At 39.0% G+C, this 16,733-nt stretch carries 14 protein-coding genes and 5 tRNA genes; 12 read left to right on the top strand and 7 right to left on the bottom strand.

All coding sequences use genetic code 11. The features are described from left to right. Window positions 1-128: 128 nt before the first annotated feature. The 6 genes from CDL10_RS06050 to CDL10_RS06025 all read right to left on the bottom strand — a co-directional run bounded on the left by CDL10_RS06050 (window position 129) and on the right by CDL10_RS06025 (window position 6,411). Window positions 129-734 (bottom strand): CDP-alcohol phosphatidyltransferase family protein, encoded by a 606-nt coding sequence (locus CDL10_RS06050; RefSeq protein WP_100677695.1) that lies wholly within the window; start codon window positions 732-734, stop codon window positions 129-131. Between the two features lie 65 nt (window positions 735-799). Next, window positions 800-1,717, bottom strand: a complete 918-nt coding sequence (locus CDL10_RS06045; RefSeq protein ID WP_100677694.1) for an AEC family transporter — start codon at window positions 1,715-1,717, stop codon at window positions 800-802. An 89-nt stretch (window positions 1,718-1,806) separates the two neighbouring features. Further along, window positions 1,807-3,120: a 30S ribosomal protein S12 methylthiotransferase RimO gene (rimO, locus tag CDL10_RS06040; RefSeq protein ID WP_100677693.1), complete on the bottom strand. Its 1,314-nt coding sequence runs from the start codon at window positions 3,118-3,120 to the stop codon at window positions 1,807-1,809. 11 nt (window positions 3,121-3,131) lie between these two features. Further along, window positions 3,132-3,968 (bottom strand): hypothetical protein, encoded by an 837-nt coding sequence (locus CDL10_RS06035; RefSeq protein WP_394363830.1) that lies wholly within the window; start codon window positions 3,966-3,968, stop codon window positions 3,132-3,134. A gap of 91 nt (window positions 3,969-4,059) precedes the next feature. Continuing rightward, window positions 4,060-5,592 carry an OmpP1/FadL family transporter gene (locus tag CDL10_RS06030; RefSeq protein WP_100677692.1) on the bottom strand — a complete coding sequence of 511 codons (1,533 nt, stop codon included), beginning with the start codon at window positions 5,590-5,592 and terminating at the stop codon, window positions 4,060-4,062. A gap of 12 nt (window positions 5,593-5,604) precedes the next feature. Continuing rightward, window positions 5,605-6,411 carry a hypothetical protein gene (locus CDL10_RS06025; protein WP_133119459.1) on the bottom strand — a complete coding sequence of 269 codons (807 nt, stop codon included), beginning with the start codon at window positions 6,409-6,411 and terminating at the stop codon, window positions 5,605-5,607. Between the two features lie 101 nt (window positions 6,412-6,512). Between CDL10_RS06025 and proS the strand changes: the two genes are divergently transcribed. Continuing rightward, complete coding sequence (proS, locus tag CDL10_RS06020; protein ID WP_100677690.1) at window positions 6,513-7,991, top strand: proline--tRNA ligase; 1,479 nt, start codon at window positions 6,513-6,515, stop codon at window positions 7,989-7,991. Window positions 7,992-8,017: 26 nt separating this feature from the next. Here proS and CDL10_RS06015 read toward each other — a convergent pair whose 3' ends face one another. Next, complete coding sequence (locus CDL10_RS06015) at window positions 8,018-8,674, bottom strand: carboxypeptidase-like regulatory domain-containing protein (RefSeq protein WP_117615785.1); 657 nt, start codon at window positions 8,672-8,674, stop codon at window positions 8,018-8,020. Window positions 8,675-8,897: 223 nt separating this feature from the next. On the opposite strand from CDL10_RS06015, the gene CDL10_RS06010 reads away from it, so the two are divergent. From CDL10_RS06010 to CDL10_RS05960, 11 genes are all read left to right on the top strand, one after another. Then, a tRNA-Glu gene (locus tag CDL10_RS06010) sits at window positions 8,898-8,969 on the top strand. Between the two features lie 31 nt (window positions 8,970-9,000). Beyond that, window positions 9,001-9,072, top strand: a tRNA-Glu gene (locus CDL10_RS06005). Window positions 9,073-9,105: 33 nt separating this feature from the next. After that, a tRNA-Glu gene (locus CDL10_RS06000) sits at window positions 9,106-9,177 on the top strand. 188 nt (window positions 9,178-9,365) lie between these two features. Then, window positions 9,366-9,437, top strand: a tRNA-Glu gene (locus tag CDL10_RS05995). A gap of 33 nt (window positions 9,438-9,470) precedes the next feature. Further along, window positions 9,471-9,542 (top strand) — tRNA-Glu (locus tag CDL10_RS05990). Between the two features lie 158 nt (window positions 9,543-9,700). Further along, a complete protein-coding gene (gene rpsT, locus CDL10_RS05985; RefSeq protein ID WP_100677688.1) occupies window positions 9,701-9,955 on the top strand; it encodes a 30S ribosomal protein S20 in 255 nt (84 codons plus the stop codon). An 82-nt stretch (window positions 9,956-10,037) separates the two neighbouring features. After that, window positions 10,038-11,831 (top strand): translational GTPase TypA, encoded by a 1,794-nt coding sequence (typA, locus tag CDL10_RS05980; protein ID WP_100677687.1) that lies wholly within the window; start codon window positions 10,038-10,040, stop codon window positions 11,829-11,831. Window positions 11,832-11,887: 56 nt separating this feature from the next. Further along, complete coding sequence (ffh, locus tag CDL10_RS05975) at window positions 11,888-13,231, top strand: signal recognition particle protein (RefSeq protein ID WP_100677686.1); 1,344 nt, start codon at window positions 11,888-11,890, stop codon at window positions 13,229-13,231. 165 nt (window positions 13,232-13,396) lie between these two features. After that, window positions 13,397-14,278 carry a bifunctional 5,10-methylenetetrahydrofolate dehydrogenase/5,10-methenyltetrahydrofolate cyclohydrolase gene (locus tag CDL10_RS05970; protein WP_100677685.1) on the top strand — a complete coding sequence of 294 codons (882 nt, stop codon included), beginning with the start codon at window positions 13,397-13,399 and terminating at the stop codon, window positions 14,276-14,278. Window positions 14,279-14,340: 62 nt separating this feature from the next. After that, on the top strand, window positions 14,341-15,213 hold the full coding sequence (locus CDL10_RS05965) for an alpha/beta fold hydrolase (protein WP_165772988.1): 873 nt from the start codon (window positions 14,341-14,343) through the stop codon (window positions 15,211-15,213). Between the two features lie 263 nt (window positions 15,214-15,476). Continuing rightward, on the top strand, window positions 15,477-16,727 hold the full coding sequence (locus CDL10_RS05960) for a site-specific integrase (protein ID WP_100677683.1): 1,251 nt from the start codon (window positions 15,477-15,479) through the stop codon (window positions 16,725-16,727). The last annotated feature ends 6 nt before the right edge of the window (window positions 16,728-16,733 follow it).

The following is a 16,733-nucleotide window of genomic DNA, read 5'->3' as shown; positions in this document are numbered from 1 at the left end:
TTAAAAACTCGTTTTCCAGGATTTGAAGAAAAAACGCAAACGATTTTTGTGTAAATTCTCCATAATATTTCAGTTTTATATAAAATCTAACTGCTTTTGTGGTTATTGCTCAAAAATGTGATTATCAACTATCCATTAAAAAATCGGTTTCGTTTAATTGACTTTCCTTTTCTGAGTTGAATTGCATGAAAAATAGTAGGAACATCGTTTGTCCAGTTTTTCAGGGTAAGGATAATCGCAATAATTTCTATGCGGGTTAGTATGCCAACCCAAAAGCACAGTAAAAACAAGTATTTTGATTCGCATTGTAAAATAATCTGAACCAAAGTAGCAAACAATATCAAAGTCCAGAATTTCGCTCCGAGTGAATGCGTGGCAACTTCTTTTTTGAATTTGATAAAACTTACAACATACGTCAGGAGTTCACTTCCGATCAATACCGAAAGTAAGAGGAGATTGTTTTTAAAAAAATCGGGACAAAGTATATAGGCTGAAACAACTACGCTAATGAAAAATACCTGGTCAACAGAAGAGTCTAAGCGACGTAGTTTTTGGGTGGAAACCCTCAGTTTTCGTGCAATAATGCCATCGAAGATATCCGTTAAAAGTCCGACAGTCAACAATGCGACGATGATTTCTTTGTGGTATCCAGCCTGTAAAATACTCAAAAGGATAATCAGAAAGCCGATTATCAACCTTGAATAAATGAGTGTTATGGGGATTTTGGTTTTCATTCCTGCTTACAGCTAAATAGTGTAAATATACATAAACATGAAAAAAGTAGAAATAACTTATATTTTTAAACCATCAAATATTCCACCAACATATACCAACCCGCAATCGTAATAAACGAAATCGGAATACCAAAACCTACCATCATATTGCTTAGTTCGGGTTTGAGTCCGTAACTGGACGAGAGAATTGCACCAGTAATCATCGGTGCCATAGCAGCTTCAATAACGCACACTTTGGCGATTTCGTCGGTGCGTCCCAAAACCAGAAAAAACAAAGCGAAAATAACAGCGGGAAGTAAAATCAGTTGAAAAGCAAGCCCTAATGCCAGAAAACGAAAGTGTTTACTATAGGCTTTAAACTTCAGCTGAAATCCAACTGAAATCAATGCGACAGGCGAGAGGGTTGCTGCCAAATCTTTGAGTGTGGTACTAAAAAAATCAGGAAAATCTATGTTGAAAACCGCCATTGAAAAACCAATAAGAAATGCAACCAATGGTGGAAAAGTAAGCATTTTCTTCAACATGGAATCATTGTTGTTTTTCTGGCTGGAAAACAGCGTGGCAACCATTACGCCTACGGTAGAAAGCACTACAAATGTTCCGGGCAGGTCAATGATAATCAATGTTTTGAGAGCCTCGTCGCCATACAATGCCTGAATAACGGGAATACCGACAAACGAGGTGTTTCCGAGTCCTGCCGTAATAATTAAACAACCAATCAGTTTTTTCGACCAGTTGTACATTTTTCCCAGAAAAGTAAAAAGCAAATAGGATAATCCGAAAGCAATCCACGCTACTGAAGCGGGAAACAGTAAATCCCAGCCCAATTCAATTTTAGGCAGATAATACAACGCCATGGCAGGCAGGGCGATGAATAGAATATATTGGTTTAAAACGATTGCCGTATTTCGCGGAAAATTAGGAATACGCTGTATAACGATTCCAATAAATAGGCAGAGAAACAATAAGATTATACTCGACATTTTCTTAGTTTTCAGTATTCAGTCTCAGTATTAGTATTCAGTCTCAGTTTACAGTCATACTACTGCTAACTGAGAACTGCGACTGCAAACTAAACAACAGGTGTTCCGTACAAATCAAATTCTGTAGCATCATAAATTTCTACATTGACAAAATCTCCTGTTTTGACGTAATGTTTTGACGCATCAATCAAAACCTCGTTGTCCACATCAGGCGAGTCAAATTCGGTGCGTCCCACAAAATGATTCCCTTCTTTGCGGTCGATGATACAACGGAAAGTTTTTCCGATTTTCTCTTGATTTAATTCCCATGAAATCTGTGCCTGAATGTCCATGATTTCATTCGCACGGGCTTGTTTCACTTCGTTCGGTACATCGTCTTCAAGCAAGTAAGCATGCGTGTTTTCTTCGTGAGAATAAGTAAAACAGCCCAAACGCTCGAATCGCATTTCTTTGACCCAGTTTTTTAGTATTTCAAAGTCTTCTTCGGTTTCGCCCGGATAGCCCGTAATCAAAGTGGTACGGATAGCCATTCCCGGTACGGCTTCTCTGAAATCTTTGAGCAATCGGGTCGTTTTTTCGTAAGTCGTCCCGCGACGCATAGATTTCAGAATGTTATCAGAAATATGCTGCAACGGAATGTCAATGTAATTGCAGATTTTCGGTTCGCGTTTCATCAGTTCCAGAACGTCCATCGGGAAACCGGTAGGGAAGGCGTAATGCAGACGAATCCACTCAATGCCTTCAACTTTAACTAAGTTTTCCAGCAATTCTGCCAGGTTACGTTTTTTATATAAATCCAAACCGTAATAGGTCAAATCCTGTGCAATCAGAATCAGTTCTTTTACGCCGTCTTTGGCTAAATTCGTTGCTTCTTTAACCAGTTTTTCAATTGGTTGAGAAACGTGTTTTCCTCTCATTAGCGGAATCGCGCAAAACGAACAAGGTCGGTCACAACCTTCAGCAATTTTCAGGTAAGCGTAATTTTTCGGTGTGGTTGTCAGTCGTTCGCCTAGCAATTCGTGCTTGTAATCGGCACCTAAAGCTTTGAGTAACAGTGGTAATTCTGTTGTGCCGAAATATTGGTCAACATCAGGTATTTCTGATTCTAAATCGGGCTTGTAGCGTTCAGATAAACAGCCTGTTACGAAAATTTTATCGACCAATCCCTGTTCTTTTTTATCCACATATTCTAGAATAGTATTTACCGATTCCTCTTTGGCATTGTCGATAAATCCGCAGGTATTAATCACGATGATGTTGCCTTCGTCTTTTTTTGCCTCGTGAGTAACTTCTTTTCCGCTGGCTTTCAGCTGTCCCATCAACACCTCGCTGTCATAAAGGTTTTTGGAACAACCAAGTGTAACCACATTGATTTTATTTCTTTTTAATGATTTTGTTCTCATTGCTGGTTTTGTTAGATTCTGAAAATACCTCCGAAAGAAATGGTAGTTTCAAGGAAATTAAAATGATGACTGGCTTTGTCGGTCTTGCTGTGTGTCGTCCGAACGTTGTTCATGTTGATATGCCCGACTTTCACATCGTATTGTACAAAAAAATGCTTGAAAAAGATGAGGTTCAAACCTGCTTTGGCAGATAATCCGAAACCGGCAATGTTGAAATCGTCGTGTCGCTCTTTGCCTAATATCTGGGCATTGGTTTTCGGAAAAATGAATCCGCCACCTACGCCATAGGTAGCATTTAGCTGCACTTTGTCGGTATCAGGTAAATATACAAAACGCGACAAATCGTCCATGCGGCTGATTTCAGCATGGATATAATTCAGTCCGTCGGTGTGTTCAAACTGGACGAAATCTTCGGTAAGCCATAACAGATTGTCATTGACTTTTTCCCCATAACTACCTTCATTGGGATAATGACCGGAGTATTCCACCATTTGATTTTGTGTGGTCACATATTTCATGTGGTCGTAGCCCAGTGAAATATTGTATTTGTCGGAAATAAAATACCCGACTCTCAGGTTGGTTTGCGGAATTGTCATTCGTGCCGGATTGATGTAATCAATGTGCCAACCTTTGGGTTTGTCATGTGCCCGAGTTTCGTGCAACGTAAAATCATAATCTTCGCCCTGAAACCGAATATCAGAAGAGGAATACTGGCTTCTGTTTCCGCCCCAGTACACGAAAAATTTACCTTTATTATTCTCGGTATATTTAACAGGATTGTCTTGTGCAGTCATAGATAAACTGCACATAACGAACACAATAACAAAAAACGGTTTAAACATTTTCATAGATGAAAAAAATTTGTGCAAAAGTACAATAAAAAACTCGTTAATCGCTGAATTAACGAGTTGAATAAATTATTTGGAAAAAAGAGCCTGTTTAAAAATACACGTTATAAGAAAGTGTAATCATATTATTTTTCTGGGTAATTTTTGCCATATCATTCAAGCCTGAGCTAATCATTGGTGTGGCATATTTTTGTTGCAAATACGTGTATGCTAAATCAATACGTTTGTTGCCGAAGCTGTAACCAAATCCGGCAGAAATACCAAACAAATCGTCCATCAACTCTTTGTTTTTGTAAGGGCTTTGTTGCCATCTGTATCCACCTCTCAAACTCCATGCGTCAATACGGTATTCACCACCAACACGTATTTCGTTGGACGCCTGCAAATGGTCTTTATAGAAATTGTTGATAAGGGCAAATTCATCGCCTTTACCGTATTTCATGGTTGTATAGTCGGTACGGGAGTAATCTACGTTGATTAAACCGTTGTGACCGAAAACATACGCTAAACTCGCATTGATTTTGCCTGGTGTTTTCAGTTTGTATTTGTCATAAAGCGTAATCACATAGGGTGAAGCATCTACGTATTCCGAAGCACCATCAGTAACTACGATTGTTTCCATGAATTGTTCAAACTCATCGTTCAGGTTATACCACGTCGGCGATTGGTATGACAAACCGGCTCGTAACTCTTCTGTAACTTTTGCCATACCTCCGATGTTGAAAGAAAAACCATTTCCGTAAGTGTATAAGTCGTTGGTAAATAATATTTCTGTTACGCCGTTTTGCACATTGCTTTGTGTTCCTTCGTAAATTTCTTTGGTCATACGACGGTCTATTGTATGGAAATTAACGTTGGCTCCAACATAAAAACGATTGTTGAAATCAAAAGCCAGATTAGCAGTGATTTTGTTGTTTGTGCCACGACTTCTGGCATAATGTTCCTGTAAATAAGGGCCGTTTGCCATAGTGGAAACATAATTTCCTGCACCCGAATCAAAGTCCAGCAAATAAGACTGAAAACCTAATAATGCTTGTTGGGCAGAAAACCCTTGCGGAATGCTGTTCAAATCGGCATACAAATCGCCGATAGAAAGATTGCTGTCCTGAATCAAACCAATAGGCACAGCAGCACCGTCATAACCTTGATTGGCGTGTTGTAGGAAATAGTTTGCGATAGAATTTTCATTAATTCCTTTGAAATTTACGTCACGGTCAAGAAAACTGTTGCCAGAAATGTCGAAACTGAGCGTTGTCTTTTTCAGACTACTTTCCGGATTACTGTTTTCAAAATTAAATACTACCCCAACATTGCTGAAGTCAAAATTGGTTTTGTTGGCACGCTGGTTGTTGCCGAAATAATTTCCCTGATTGTTTTCCATATTCAGGTTTAGTCCGCCGGTGGCATAGTTTGCTACGTTTACCGCACTACCTGCCGGATTGATGTGGATACTCGAAATATCTCCACCAATTGCTCCAAACGAACCTCCCATTGCATTGAAACGGGCACTTCCTGTCTGGAAAGGGTTAGCGTACTGAACTCCCTCACCAGGCATCATTTCCTGTGCATGGACTGCATTGATTCCTATTAATAAGCTGCCTATTAAAAATGTTCTTTTTATCATAGTTGGTGTTTTTTATCTACTTCTGCCTGAGCCTCTTGATATTCCGCCACCTGTGCTTCTTGAGCCACCGGTGTTGATTGAGCGGGAAGGACTGAAGTTTCTGTTTGTATTTCGTTGTATAGTTTCTGAATTTCTGTTTTGTCTCATATTGTCAGAACGATTGATGGTGTTTCGGGAAACCGGTCTTCGTACGGTCTGGTTTCGTGAGTTATCAATATTTCTACTTCTTGAGTTTAATGTCCGCGAAGTTGTTAAATCTCTTGAGCGAAGTGTTCTTGTCTGGCGTAATGAATTGGTAGCCGGGCTGTAAACGGTTCGTCCTGGATTTCTGTGAAAAGAGCTTCTGGAAACATCTCTGTAAGCATATCTCGGATAACCCCAACCCCAGTAATAAGGGGTGTACCAATAGTATGGGTATCCCCAGCCCCAGCCAAAACCAGGATATCCCCAGCCAAAATAAGGGTCAGCCCAACCATAATGAAAACCATAACCAAACCCCCAATTCCAACCCCAATTGTTGTTGAAATAGATATTGGTATCGCCGGTTTGTTCGCCCCAACCCCCATATCTGTTAGGTTCGGATTGAGAAAAGTAATCTTCGGAGTCAATGATATAAGCATAACTGTCCGCTTCCTGTTTCATTTCATCGAAATAAGTGGCATAATCAACCGGTTGTTTGTCAACTTTCATCGGACGGTCGGTATAAATTCCGTCGGCATCGTAAAACCCTTGTGTTGAGGAACAAGAAGCCAGTGAAATAATACCAATCAATCCCAATATTTTGGAAAATGAGCGATAAGATTGCATATACTTGGACATAAGAAAAATATTTTTATTGTTGGACATTACAAAAATAGTTAGATTTGTGGGATATTTCTGTTAAAGAATACAAAACAAATTTCGTACCAATATTATGTTTTATGAGTAAAAGTATTACAACAAGAGCCGAAGATTATTCAAAATGGTATAATGAGCTGGTTGTCAAAGCCGATTTGGCAGAGAATTCCGGAGTGAGAGGGTGTATGGTTATCAAGCCGTATGGCTATGCAATTTGGGAAAAACTGCAAGCTGAATTAGACAAAAGATTTAAAGCCACCGGGCATCAAAATGCTTATTTTCCGATATTCGTACCTAAAAGTTATTTCGAAGCCGAAGAAAAAAATGCGGAAGGTTTTGCTAAAGAATGTGCTGTCGTGACCCATTATAGGCTGAAAAGCGATGAAGAAAATCCGGGCAAATTAAAAGTTGATGAAGATGCCAAGCTCGAAGAAGAATTGATTGTTCGTCCTACTTCTGAGGCGATTATCTGGAGTACATACAAAAATTGGATACAATCACACAGAGATTTACCGATATTGATTAATCAGTGGGCAAATGTTGTTCGTTGGGAAATGCGTACAAGATTATTTTTGCGTACTGCTGAATTTTTGTGGCAGGAAGGACACACCGCTCACGCAACAAAAGAAGAAGCCATTGCCGAGGCAGAACAAATGCTACACGTATATGCCGACGTGGCAGAAAATATCATGGCGATTCCGGTTGTGAAAGGAAGAAAAACAGAAACCGAACGTTTTGCCGGAGCAGAAGATACATTGACTATCGAGGCTTTGATGCAGGATGGGAAAGCCTTGCAGGCAGGAACATCTCATTTTTTAGGGCAAAATTTTGCTAAAGCTTTTGATGTAAAATATACCAATAAAGAAGGGAAACAAGAATATGTTTGGGCTACTTCGTGGGGGGTATCTACCCGTTTGATGGGGGCGTTGATTATGACGCATTCTGACGACAGTGGATTGGTACTTCCGCCAAAATTGGCACCAATACAAGTTGTGATTGTGCCTATTTTCAAAACCGAAGAAGAAAAAGCGAACATCGACCGATTTGTGAATCAACTGTCTGATGAATTGCAGGATATGAATATTTCTGTGAGATATGATGATAGGGATACACATCGTCCCGGATTCAAGTTTGCTGAATGGGAATTGAAAGGTGTGCCTGTGCGAATTACAGCTGGAGCGAGAGATATGCAGAATAATACCGTAGAGTTGGCTCGCCGCGATACGCAGACCAAAGAAACGGTTGAACAAAATGGATTAGCAAAGCGTATTCAGGATTTGTTGCATGAAATTCAGCAAAGTATTTACCAAAAAGCGTTTGCTTACCGAGAAAACCACATCACAGAAGTAAACAGCTTTGATGAATTCAAGGAAGTGTTGGAAACCAAAGGCGGATTTGTCTCTGCTCATTGGGACGGAACAGCCGAAACCGAAGAAAAAATCCAGGAACTAACCAAAGCTACCATTCGTTGTATCCCGTTGGATAACAAAGAAGAACAAGGCGTTTGTGTCTTTACTGGTAAGCCATCGGCCCAGAGAGTGTTGTTTGCTAAGGCTTATTGATAATTATAAAACCGGCGAAAGCCGGTTTATTTGGATATTATTATTGCACCAATTACTACCTCGTCGTCAGACATTAATTTTAAGTTTCTATAAGGGGAAATACGTTTTAGAGATAATTTTTCTTCTTTATAATTGGCTATACTAAAAGTAACTAAAGTTTCTTTGTCCAAATCTTTATCAAAAGTCAAACTATATTTACCATTTTTATCGGTATAAGTTTTTATATCCGTGTTTTCAATAGTGATTAATACATCAGAAATAGGGTCGCCAAAATCTATATCCGTTACCCTGCCTGTGATTGTTACTGTTTGTTCAAGGCTGGACAATGTTTTTTCATCATTATTGCTTTTGGTCTGTTCAATATTGTTTTCATTCGTTTGTGCTTGAACAGGTTCGGTAATTCCTAATAATGCACCAAGTCCGATAGTCCAAATCCACCGATTTCGAGAATGAATTTTAGGAAGAAAAAGTTCTTGTGAATTGATACTGTCAATTTGTGATTGTTTGATTCTTCCGCAAACATTTTGATTCTGTTGCAGATAATCTGAAATTTGCCGATTATTTAATTGGGTAAAATCAATAATCTGCTTTTCGCAAGTCTGGCAAAATCTGCAATTGCCGGTCTTGGGCATATTATTCCAATTTTCGCTACAAGCAAAAGTGACTTTTATCTTAGAACCCATGTTTATTCTAGTTTCGGAACCACTAATATAGAAAAAAGATTATAATTTTACGAAGATTGGTTGTTTTAATATTTAGTTTTACAATTCTGTTGAGTTGAAGTTGAGAGTGAAGTGATTCATTGTATGTCTGCTATCGTAAGTAAAGGGAAAAATTGATAAAAAAAGTTGCAGATTCAAATATTATATTTATTTTTGCAACCGAAAATGCAAATAAGCATTTCAAGGTCCGTTCGTCTAGGGGTTAGGACGCCAGGTTTTCATCCTGGTAACAGGGGTTCGATTCCCCTACGGACTACAAAAGGTTGTGTTTTACCTTAAAAAACAATGGTCCGTTCGTCTAGGGGTTAGGACGCCAGGTTTTCATCCTGGTAACAGGGGTTCGATTCCCCTACGGACTACAAGAGGTTGTATTTTACCTAAAAAAAAACAATGGTCCGTTCGTCTAGGGGTTAGGACGCCAGGTTTTCATCCTGGTAACAGGGGTTCGATTCCCCTACGGACTACAAAAAAGCACTCATTATTTGAGTGCTTTTTTGTTTTAAGTTATTGTTGGTTAGGTGCTTATGTCTGTAATTTCTTGATAGCTACACCAAGGCAGTCCCGATTATTTCCCGAAAAACAAGGTTTAGTTTAAATTCAGATAAAACAAAACAGATTCTGAGGGTATGAGAAAANCAGGGAAGTATTTTATGGTCCGTTCGTCTAGGGGTTAGGACGCCAGGTTTTCATCCTGGTAACAGGGGTTCGATTCCCCTACGGACTACAAGAGGTTGTATTTTACCTAAAAAAAAACAATGGTCCGTTCGTCTAGGGGTTAGGACGCCAGGTTTTCATCCTGGTAACAGGGGTTCGATTCCCCTACGGACTACAATTAGTTGTAAATAAGTTTTATAAAATAATGTGCCTGTGTCTCGGTCGTTATTTTATTAGTTAAAACCAAAGTGATTGTTTTTCAATTGTGGGAGGTTTTTCTTTTTTAACTAATAGTTTTATAATAATTATTACAATTAAAAAAAAGTATTTAAAATGGCAAATCATCAGTCAGCAAAAAAAAGAATCAGAAGTAGCGAGAAAAAAAGAGTTCTGAACAAATACCAACACAAAACAACACGTAACGCTATCAAAGCTTTGCGTGGTACTGAAGACCAGAAAGAGGCTCAGGAAAGATTGGTTTCTGTAACATCTATGATTGACAAATTGGCAAAGAAAAACATTATTCACAAGAATAAAGCAGCCAATTTGAAATCTAAATTAGCTAAACACGTTGCGTCTTTATCGTAAGACCTTCGAAAATTATAATCAGAATGAAAGCTCTCATACCTTTTATGAGGGCTTTTTGTGTTAAAAAATTACCAAACAATATATGAGTTCTATCAGAAACATCGCAATCATTGCACACGTTGACCACGGTAAAACAACTATGGTGGACAAAATCATGTATCATTGTCAGCTTTTTCGCGATAACGAAAACAAAGGCGACCTTATCTTAGATAATAATGATATAGAAAGAGAACGAGGAATAACCATTGTGTCTAAAAACGTATCCGTAGAATACAAAGGCACAAAAATTAATATCATAGATACCCCGGGTCACGCCGACTTCGGAGGCGAAGTAGAGCGGGTATTAAATATGGCAGATGGTGTTTTGCTTATTGTCGATGCTTTTGAAGGACCGATGCCACAAACACGTTTTGTGTTGCAAAAAGCCATTGAATTAGGGCTAAAACCTTGTGTTGTCATCAACAAAGTGGATAAAGAAAACTGCACGCCGGAGGAGGTGCATGATAAAGTTTTCGATCTGATGTTTGAATTAGGAGCAGAAGAATGGCAGTTGGACTTCCCGGCGGTTTACGGTTCAGCGAAAAACAACTGGATGTCCACCGATTGGAAACAACCGACAGACTCTATGGAGCCGTTACTGGAAATGGTTTTAGAACATATCCCAGCAGCAAAACAACTGGAAGGAACACCGCAAATGTTGATTACTTCATTGGATTTCTCTACCTACACCGGTCGTATTGCTATCGGAAGGTTACACAGAGGAATATTAAAAGAAGGTATGAATATTTCCTTGATAAAAAGAGAAGGGAATACGGTAAAATCCAGAATCAAAGATTTATATGTTTTTGAAGGTTTGGGCAAAAAGAAAGTAACCGAAGTGCACGCAGGAGATATTTGTGCTGTTACCGGAATCGAAGGTTTTGAAATCGGAGATTGTATTGCAGATTTCGAAAATCCTGAAGGCTTGGAAACCATCAAAATTGATGAGCCGACGATGAGTATGTTATTTACGATTAACGATTCGCCGTTTTTCGGTAAAGAAGGTAAATTCGTGACTTCTCGACACATCAAAGAAAGATTGGAAAAAGAATTGGAGAAAAACCTTGCATTGCGTGTGCAGGAAACCGGTTCGGCAGATAAATTTATGGTTTTCGGACGCGGTGTATTGCATTTATCAGTACTAATCGAAACCATGAGACGAGAAGGTTATGAATTACAAATCGGTCAGCCACAGGTTATTATCAAAGAAATTGACGGAGTGAAATGTGAGCCGGTAGAAGAATTGACCATTGATATTCCGGAAAATCTTTCGGGTAAAGCTGTAGAATATGTTACCTTGAGAAAAGGCGAAATGTTGTCTATGGAACCGAGAGGCGAACGCATGATTATCGTTTTCAATATTCCGTCGAGAGGAATTATCGGTCTGAGAAACCAATTATTGACAGCAACTGCCGGAGAAGCAATAATGACACACCGGTTTATTGAATATCAACCATATAAAGGCGAAATTGCAGGACGTAACAACGGTTCATTGATTTCAATGGAAAACGGAAAAGCGATTCCTTATTCGATTGATAAATTACAGGAAAGAGGACGTTTCTTTGTTGATCCGAATGAGGAAGTGTATGAAGGTCAGGTTATTGGAGAAAATTCTCGTTCAGATGATATGACCGTGAATGTAACCAAAACCAAAAAACTGACCAACGTTCGTTCGTCTGGTGCCGACGACAAGGCAAAAATTACGCCGGCAATTAAATTTTCACTCGAAGAAGCGTTGGAATATATTCAGAAAGATGAGTATGTGGAAGTAACGCCAAAATCTATTCGTCTGAGAAAGATTTTCCTGAAAGAACACGAGCGTAAAAGAAATAAATAAGATTTGATAATCGCCTATATTATTGTAATTTTGTGGTTTAACAAAGCGAATGAAGTATGTTTGATAATTTAAGTGATAAGTTAGATAAAGCTTTCCATATCCTGAAAGGGCATGGTAAGATAACAGAAGTAAATGTAGCGGAAACACTCAAAGAAATCCGCAGAGCTTTGCTCGATGCCGATGTTAACTATAAAATCGCCAAAGATTTTACCAATCAGGTAAAAGAAAAAGCCTTAGGACAAGAGGTGCTAACCTCATTGCAACCCGGTCAGCTGATGACCAAAATCATGAAAGATGAGCTGACAGAGCTGATGGGAGGAGATGCCGTAGGCATCAACCTTTCCGGTAATCCGGCAGTTATTCTGATGTCGGGTTTGCAAGGTTCGGGTAAAACGACTTTTTCCGGAAAATTGGCTAACTTCTTAAAAACTAAAAAGAACAAAAAAGTGTTACTCGTTGCTGCCGATATTTATCGTCCTGCGGCGATTGACCAGTTGCACGTTGTCGGAGAACAGATAGATGTGGAGGTATATGCCGAGCGTGAAAATAAAAACGCGGTTGAAATTGCCCAAAATGCCGTTCAGCATGCCAAAAGTAATGGTTTTCATGTAGTCATCATCGATACCGCCGGACGTTTAGCGATTGACGAACAGATGATGAACGAAATCGCAAATGTTCATGCTGCTGTTCAGCCACAGGAAACATTGTTTGTGGTTGATGCCATGACCGGACAAGATGCGGTAAACACAGCTAAAGCCTTTAACGACCGTCTGGATTTTGATGGTGTGGTATTGACCAAATTAGACGGAGATACCAGAGGTGGAGCTGCCATTTCGATTAAATCGGTAGTAAACAAACCGATTAAATTTATCGGTACTGGTGAGAAAATGGACGCGATTGATGTTTTCCACCCCGACCGTATGGCGGATCGTATTTTGGGAATGGGAGATGTTATTTCCTTGGTAGAGAGAGCTCAGGAACAATACGACGAAGAGGAAGCCAGAAAAATCCAGAAGAAAATTGCCAAAAATCAATTTGGCTTCGACGATTTCCTTAACCAAATTCAGCAAATCAAAAAAATGGGGTCAATGAAAGACCTTGTCGGTATGATTCCGGGTGTAGGAAAAGCACTCAAAGATGTTGAAATAGAAGACGATGCTTTCAAACATATCGAAGCGATGATTCATTCCATGACACCAGACGAACGGGCAAGACCATCAGTGTTGAACGCTCAGCGTAAACAGCGTATTGCCAAAGGTTCGGGGACAACTATTCAGCAAGTAAACCAACTGTTGAAACAATTTGACCAAATGAGCAAAATGATGAAAATGATGCAAGGTGCCAAAGGAAAAAATATGATGAGAATGATGAGTCAGATGAAAGGAATGGGTATAAAATAAATCCGGATTCTCTAATTATAATTGTTTAAAGAGTTGGTCTGAGTACGAAAACTGAAAAAATATTGAATAATTTGAAATTTTGAACGTGAAATTCCAACTTTGGTTGTAGAGGTAACAACTTTAAACAAAAAAACTTGAAACAAATTCATTATTAAGACAACAACGATGCAATTATTAGACGGAAAAAAAGTTTCGGAAGAAATTAAAAATGAAATTGCTGCCGAAGTAGCAAAAATAAAAGACCGTGGAGAAAAAGTTCCTCATCTGGCGGCAGTATTGGTCGGCAGTAACGGAGCGAGTTTGACGTATGTGGGCAGTAAAGTAAAAACCTGTGAGAAAATTGGGTTTGATTCTACTCTGGTTGCTTTGCCGGAAGAAACTACCGAAGAAGAATTGCTGGCAAAAATCAATGAGTTGAACAACAATGATGATATTGATGGGTTTATCGTTCAGTTGCCTTTACCGAAACATATTGATGAACAAAAAATCCTTAATGCGGTTGACCCGGACAAAGATGTAGATGGTTTCCACCCCGAGAATTTCGGACGTATGGCGTTGGAGTTGGAATCATTTATTCCGGCGACTCCTTTCGGAATTTTACAATTGTTGGAACGTAATCAGATAGAAACCAAAGGTAAAGAGGTTGTTGTAATCGGAAGGTCGAATATCGTTGGTAAACCAATGAGTTTACTGATGAGTCGTAAGGCTTATCCCGGTAATGCAACCGTAACACTAACTCATTCTGCCACACAAAATATTGAGGAAATCACTCGGAGGGCAGATATTATCATTACAGCTCTTGGTGTTCCTGAATTTCTGAAAGCTGATATGATTAAAGACGGAGCAGTGATTGTCGATGTAGGAATTACAAGGGTTGCTGATGCCAATCACCCAAAAGGTTACGTGATTAAAGGCGATGTGAAGTTTGATGAAGTAGCCCCGAAATCATCATGGATAACACCGGTTCCGGGTGGAGTTGGACCAATGACCATCGCTATGTTGATGAAAAACACTTTGTTGGCTCGGGAAAGAAAAGCAAATAAATAGAAATTTTTTAAAAAGATAAAAAGTCATTCCTTGGAATGGCTTTTTTAATGATATGCGTTAATATGAAAGCAGATAAAAATAAGCCTAATCCTATTATTGAAGTGCCGAAATATGTCAGAACATCGGCAAAGGCAATGTCTTTTGTGTCAGACAGATGGGCAGTTCGTTTTGCCTATAAATTATTTGTTACCCCAGCTCGTTTCCCTATGCCGGCACGAGAAAAAGGCATGGATACATTCTCAGTGAAATACCCGATGGTTTTGCCGGAATCGCACAAAAATATTTTGGTGTATGAATATGGCGAAGGACAGAAAACTGCTTTGCTGGTACATGGGTGGAGCGGGAGAGGAACCCAGCTTTTTTCTATAGCCAATTTGCTGAAAAAATCAGGTTACAAAGTGATTAGTTTTGATGCTCCCGGGCATGGAAAATCAAGCAAAAACAAAACACATTTGCTGGAATTTATGGAAGCGGTAACCTTGCTTGATGATAAATACCACGGATTTGATGTCATTGTCGGACATTCGCTGGGGGCAGTAGCCACGTTGAATTGCCTTGCCAGAGGAGTACGTGCGAAGAAAGCAGTAGCCGTCAGCGGTGGGAACAATATGGTGGACGTTCTCGAAGATTTTGTGAAAAAGTTGGGGTTGAAAGAGAAAATATCCCCAAAGCTACAACGTTATTTTGAAAAGAAACTCCATAACAAAATGGAAGATTATCATGTAGCCGAACAAGCCAGAAAAATAGATATTCCGGTATTGCTTATTCATGATAAAAACGACCCGGACGTGCCGTATCAGTCAAGTGTGGACATTCATAAGGCTATGTCAGAATCAACACTTTTCCTTACGGAAAAATTAGGTCATCGTAAAATACTGGGGGATAAAAATGTGTTGGAAGAAATAGAACGATTTTTAACTCACGATAATTTTTAAAATAAAATTTCAGTAAAAATACATCAAAGATTAATAGCAGGCAAAACGATTGTAAATAAAGGCATTACAATCGTTTTTTGATTTCTTGGTAACGAGGTAAAAAGCAGGAAAAAGCAACGATGGACAAAAGTAAGGTTACTAAAACGTTACTTTTAAATATCAGAAGTAATTTTTTTAAAATACTGTACTTCAGCTTTCTGCATAGTTTTTCATATTGTTCCGTGGCTCACATAAGTTTAATTTTATCATTAAGAATTGTGAGTATGGAAACGACAAAAAAATCAACATTTAAGGTTCTTTTCTACCTTAAAAAGAATGCCCCAAAGAAAAACGGAAAAGTTGCGGTTATGTGTAGAATTACCGTAAACGGAAAACAATCTGCATTCAGTACCAAGCTGGATATTTCCGCAACAAACTGGGATTTGAAGTATGGCAGGGTTTTAGGAAAAAGCCGAGAAGCCCAAGAAACAAACAGCAACCTTGACAAAATCCGTTCAGGTATTGAGGAATGCTATTCCAAAGTCCTAAAGAATGAGGGGACGGTAAACAGTACTAAACTTAAAAATGCCTTTCTCGGTATGGAAAGCGGAGAACTTACCTTTTTCAAATTCTATGAACAGTTCCTATTGGACTATGAGAAAAAGGTTAATAGTGGACTTCGGGTAAATGGTACACGCAGTAAATACAAAACACTTTTAAAGCACCTGCGTAATTTTGCACTGACAAAGTACGGATATTCTGAGTTATCATTCAACGATCTTACATCTGATTTTGTACAGGACTTTGATTATTACCTGCGTGACGACCAAAGCTTGACACACAACACCATTTGGTTGTATATGATTGGATTTACCACGCTTTGCCGCTTAGCAATGAGCAGAAAGCATCTTACTTTCAATCCATTCAGCGAGTATAAGAACACTAAAAAGGACAAAGACAGAGGTTATCTGCTACGGAATGAATTAGAACAACTTGTAACGTTCAACTGCGATAAAAAGAAAGACGAATTGGTTAAAGACCTGTTTGTTTTCAGTTGCTTTACAGGTCTTTCCTATTCAGATATGAAAGGACTTAGAAACAGCAATATTCAGGATTTCTTTGATGGCAACCAATGGATTATCATACGTAGGAAAAAGACAGCCACATCGTCAAACGTGATGCTGTTGGATATTCCTAAAATGATTATTGAGAAATATGCGGGATTTTCAAAGGATGGAAAGGTATTCCCTGTACCATCAAACACAGTCTGCAATGACAGCCTAAAGAGAATATCCCAACAGATTGACTGTCTAAAAGAAAAGAGAGTAACCTTCCATTTGGCACGTCATACATTTGCTACCTTGTTTTTGAGTGAGGGTGTTCCGCTGGAAAGTTTAAGCAAGATGTTAGGGCATAAGAACATGGCTACCACACAGATTTATGCCAAGATACTCAACGAGAAAGTCGGAAAGGATATGCAGAAGGTTTCCCATAAATTCAAGGGTATGGAACGGTCTTTCATTACTCAACTTTAATATAAT

The organism is Avrilella dinanensis (assembly GCF_002807015.1).
Classification (GTDB): Bacteria; Bacteroidota; Bacteroidia; order Flavobacteriales; family Flavobacteriaceae; genus Flavobacterium; species Flavobacterium dinanensis.
Note: the sequence above shows the minus strand (reverse complement) of the source record. Positions and strands in the feature narration are given on the sequence as shown.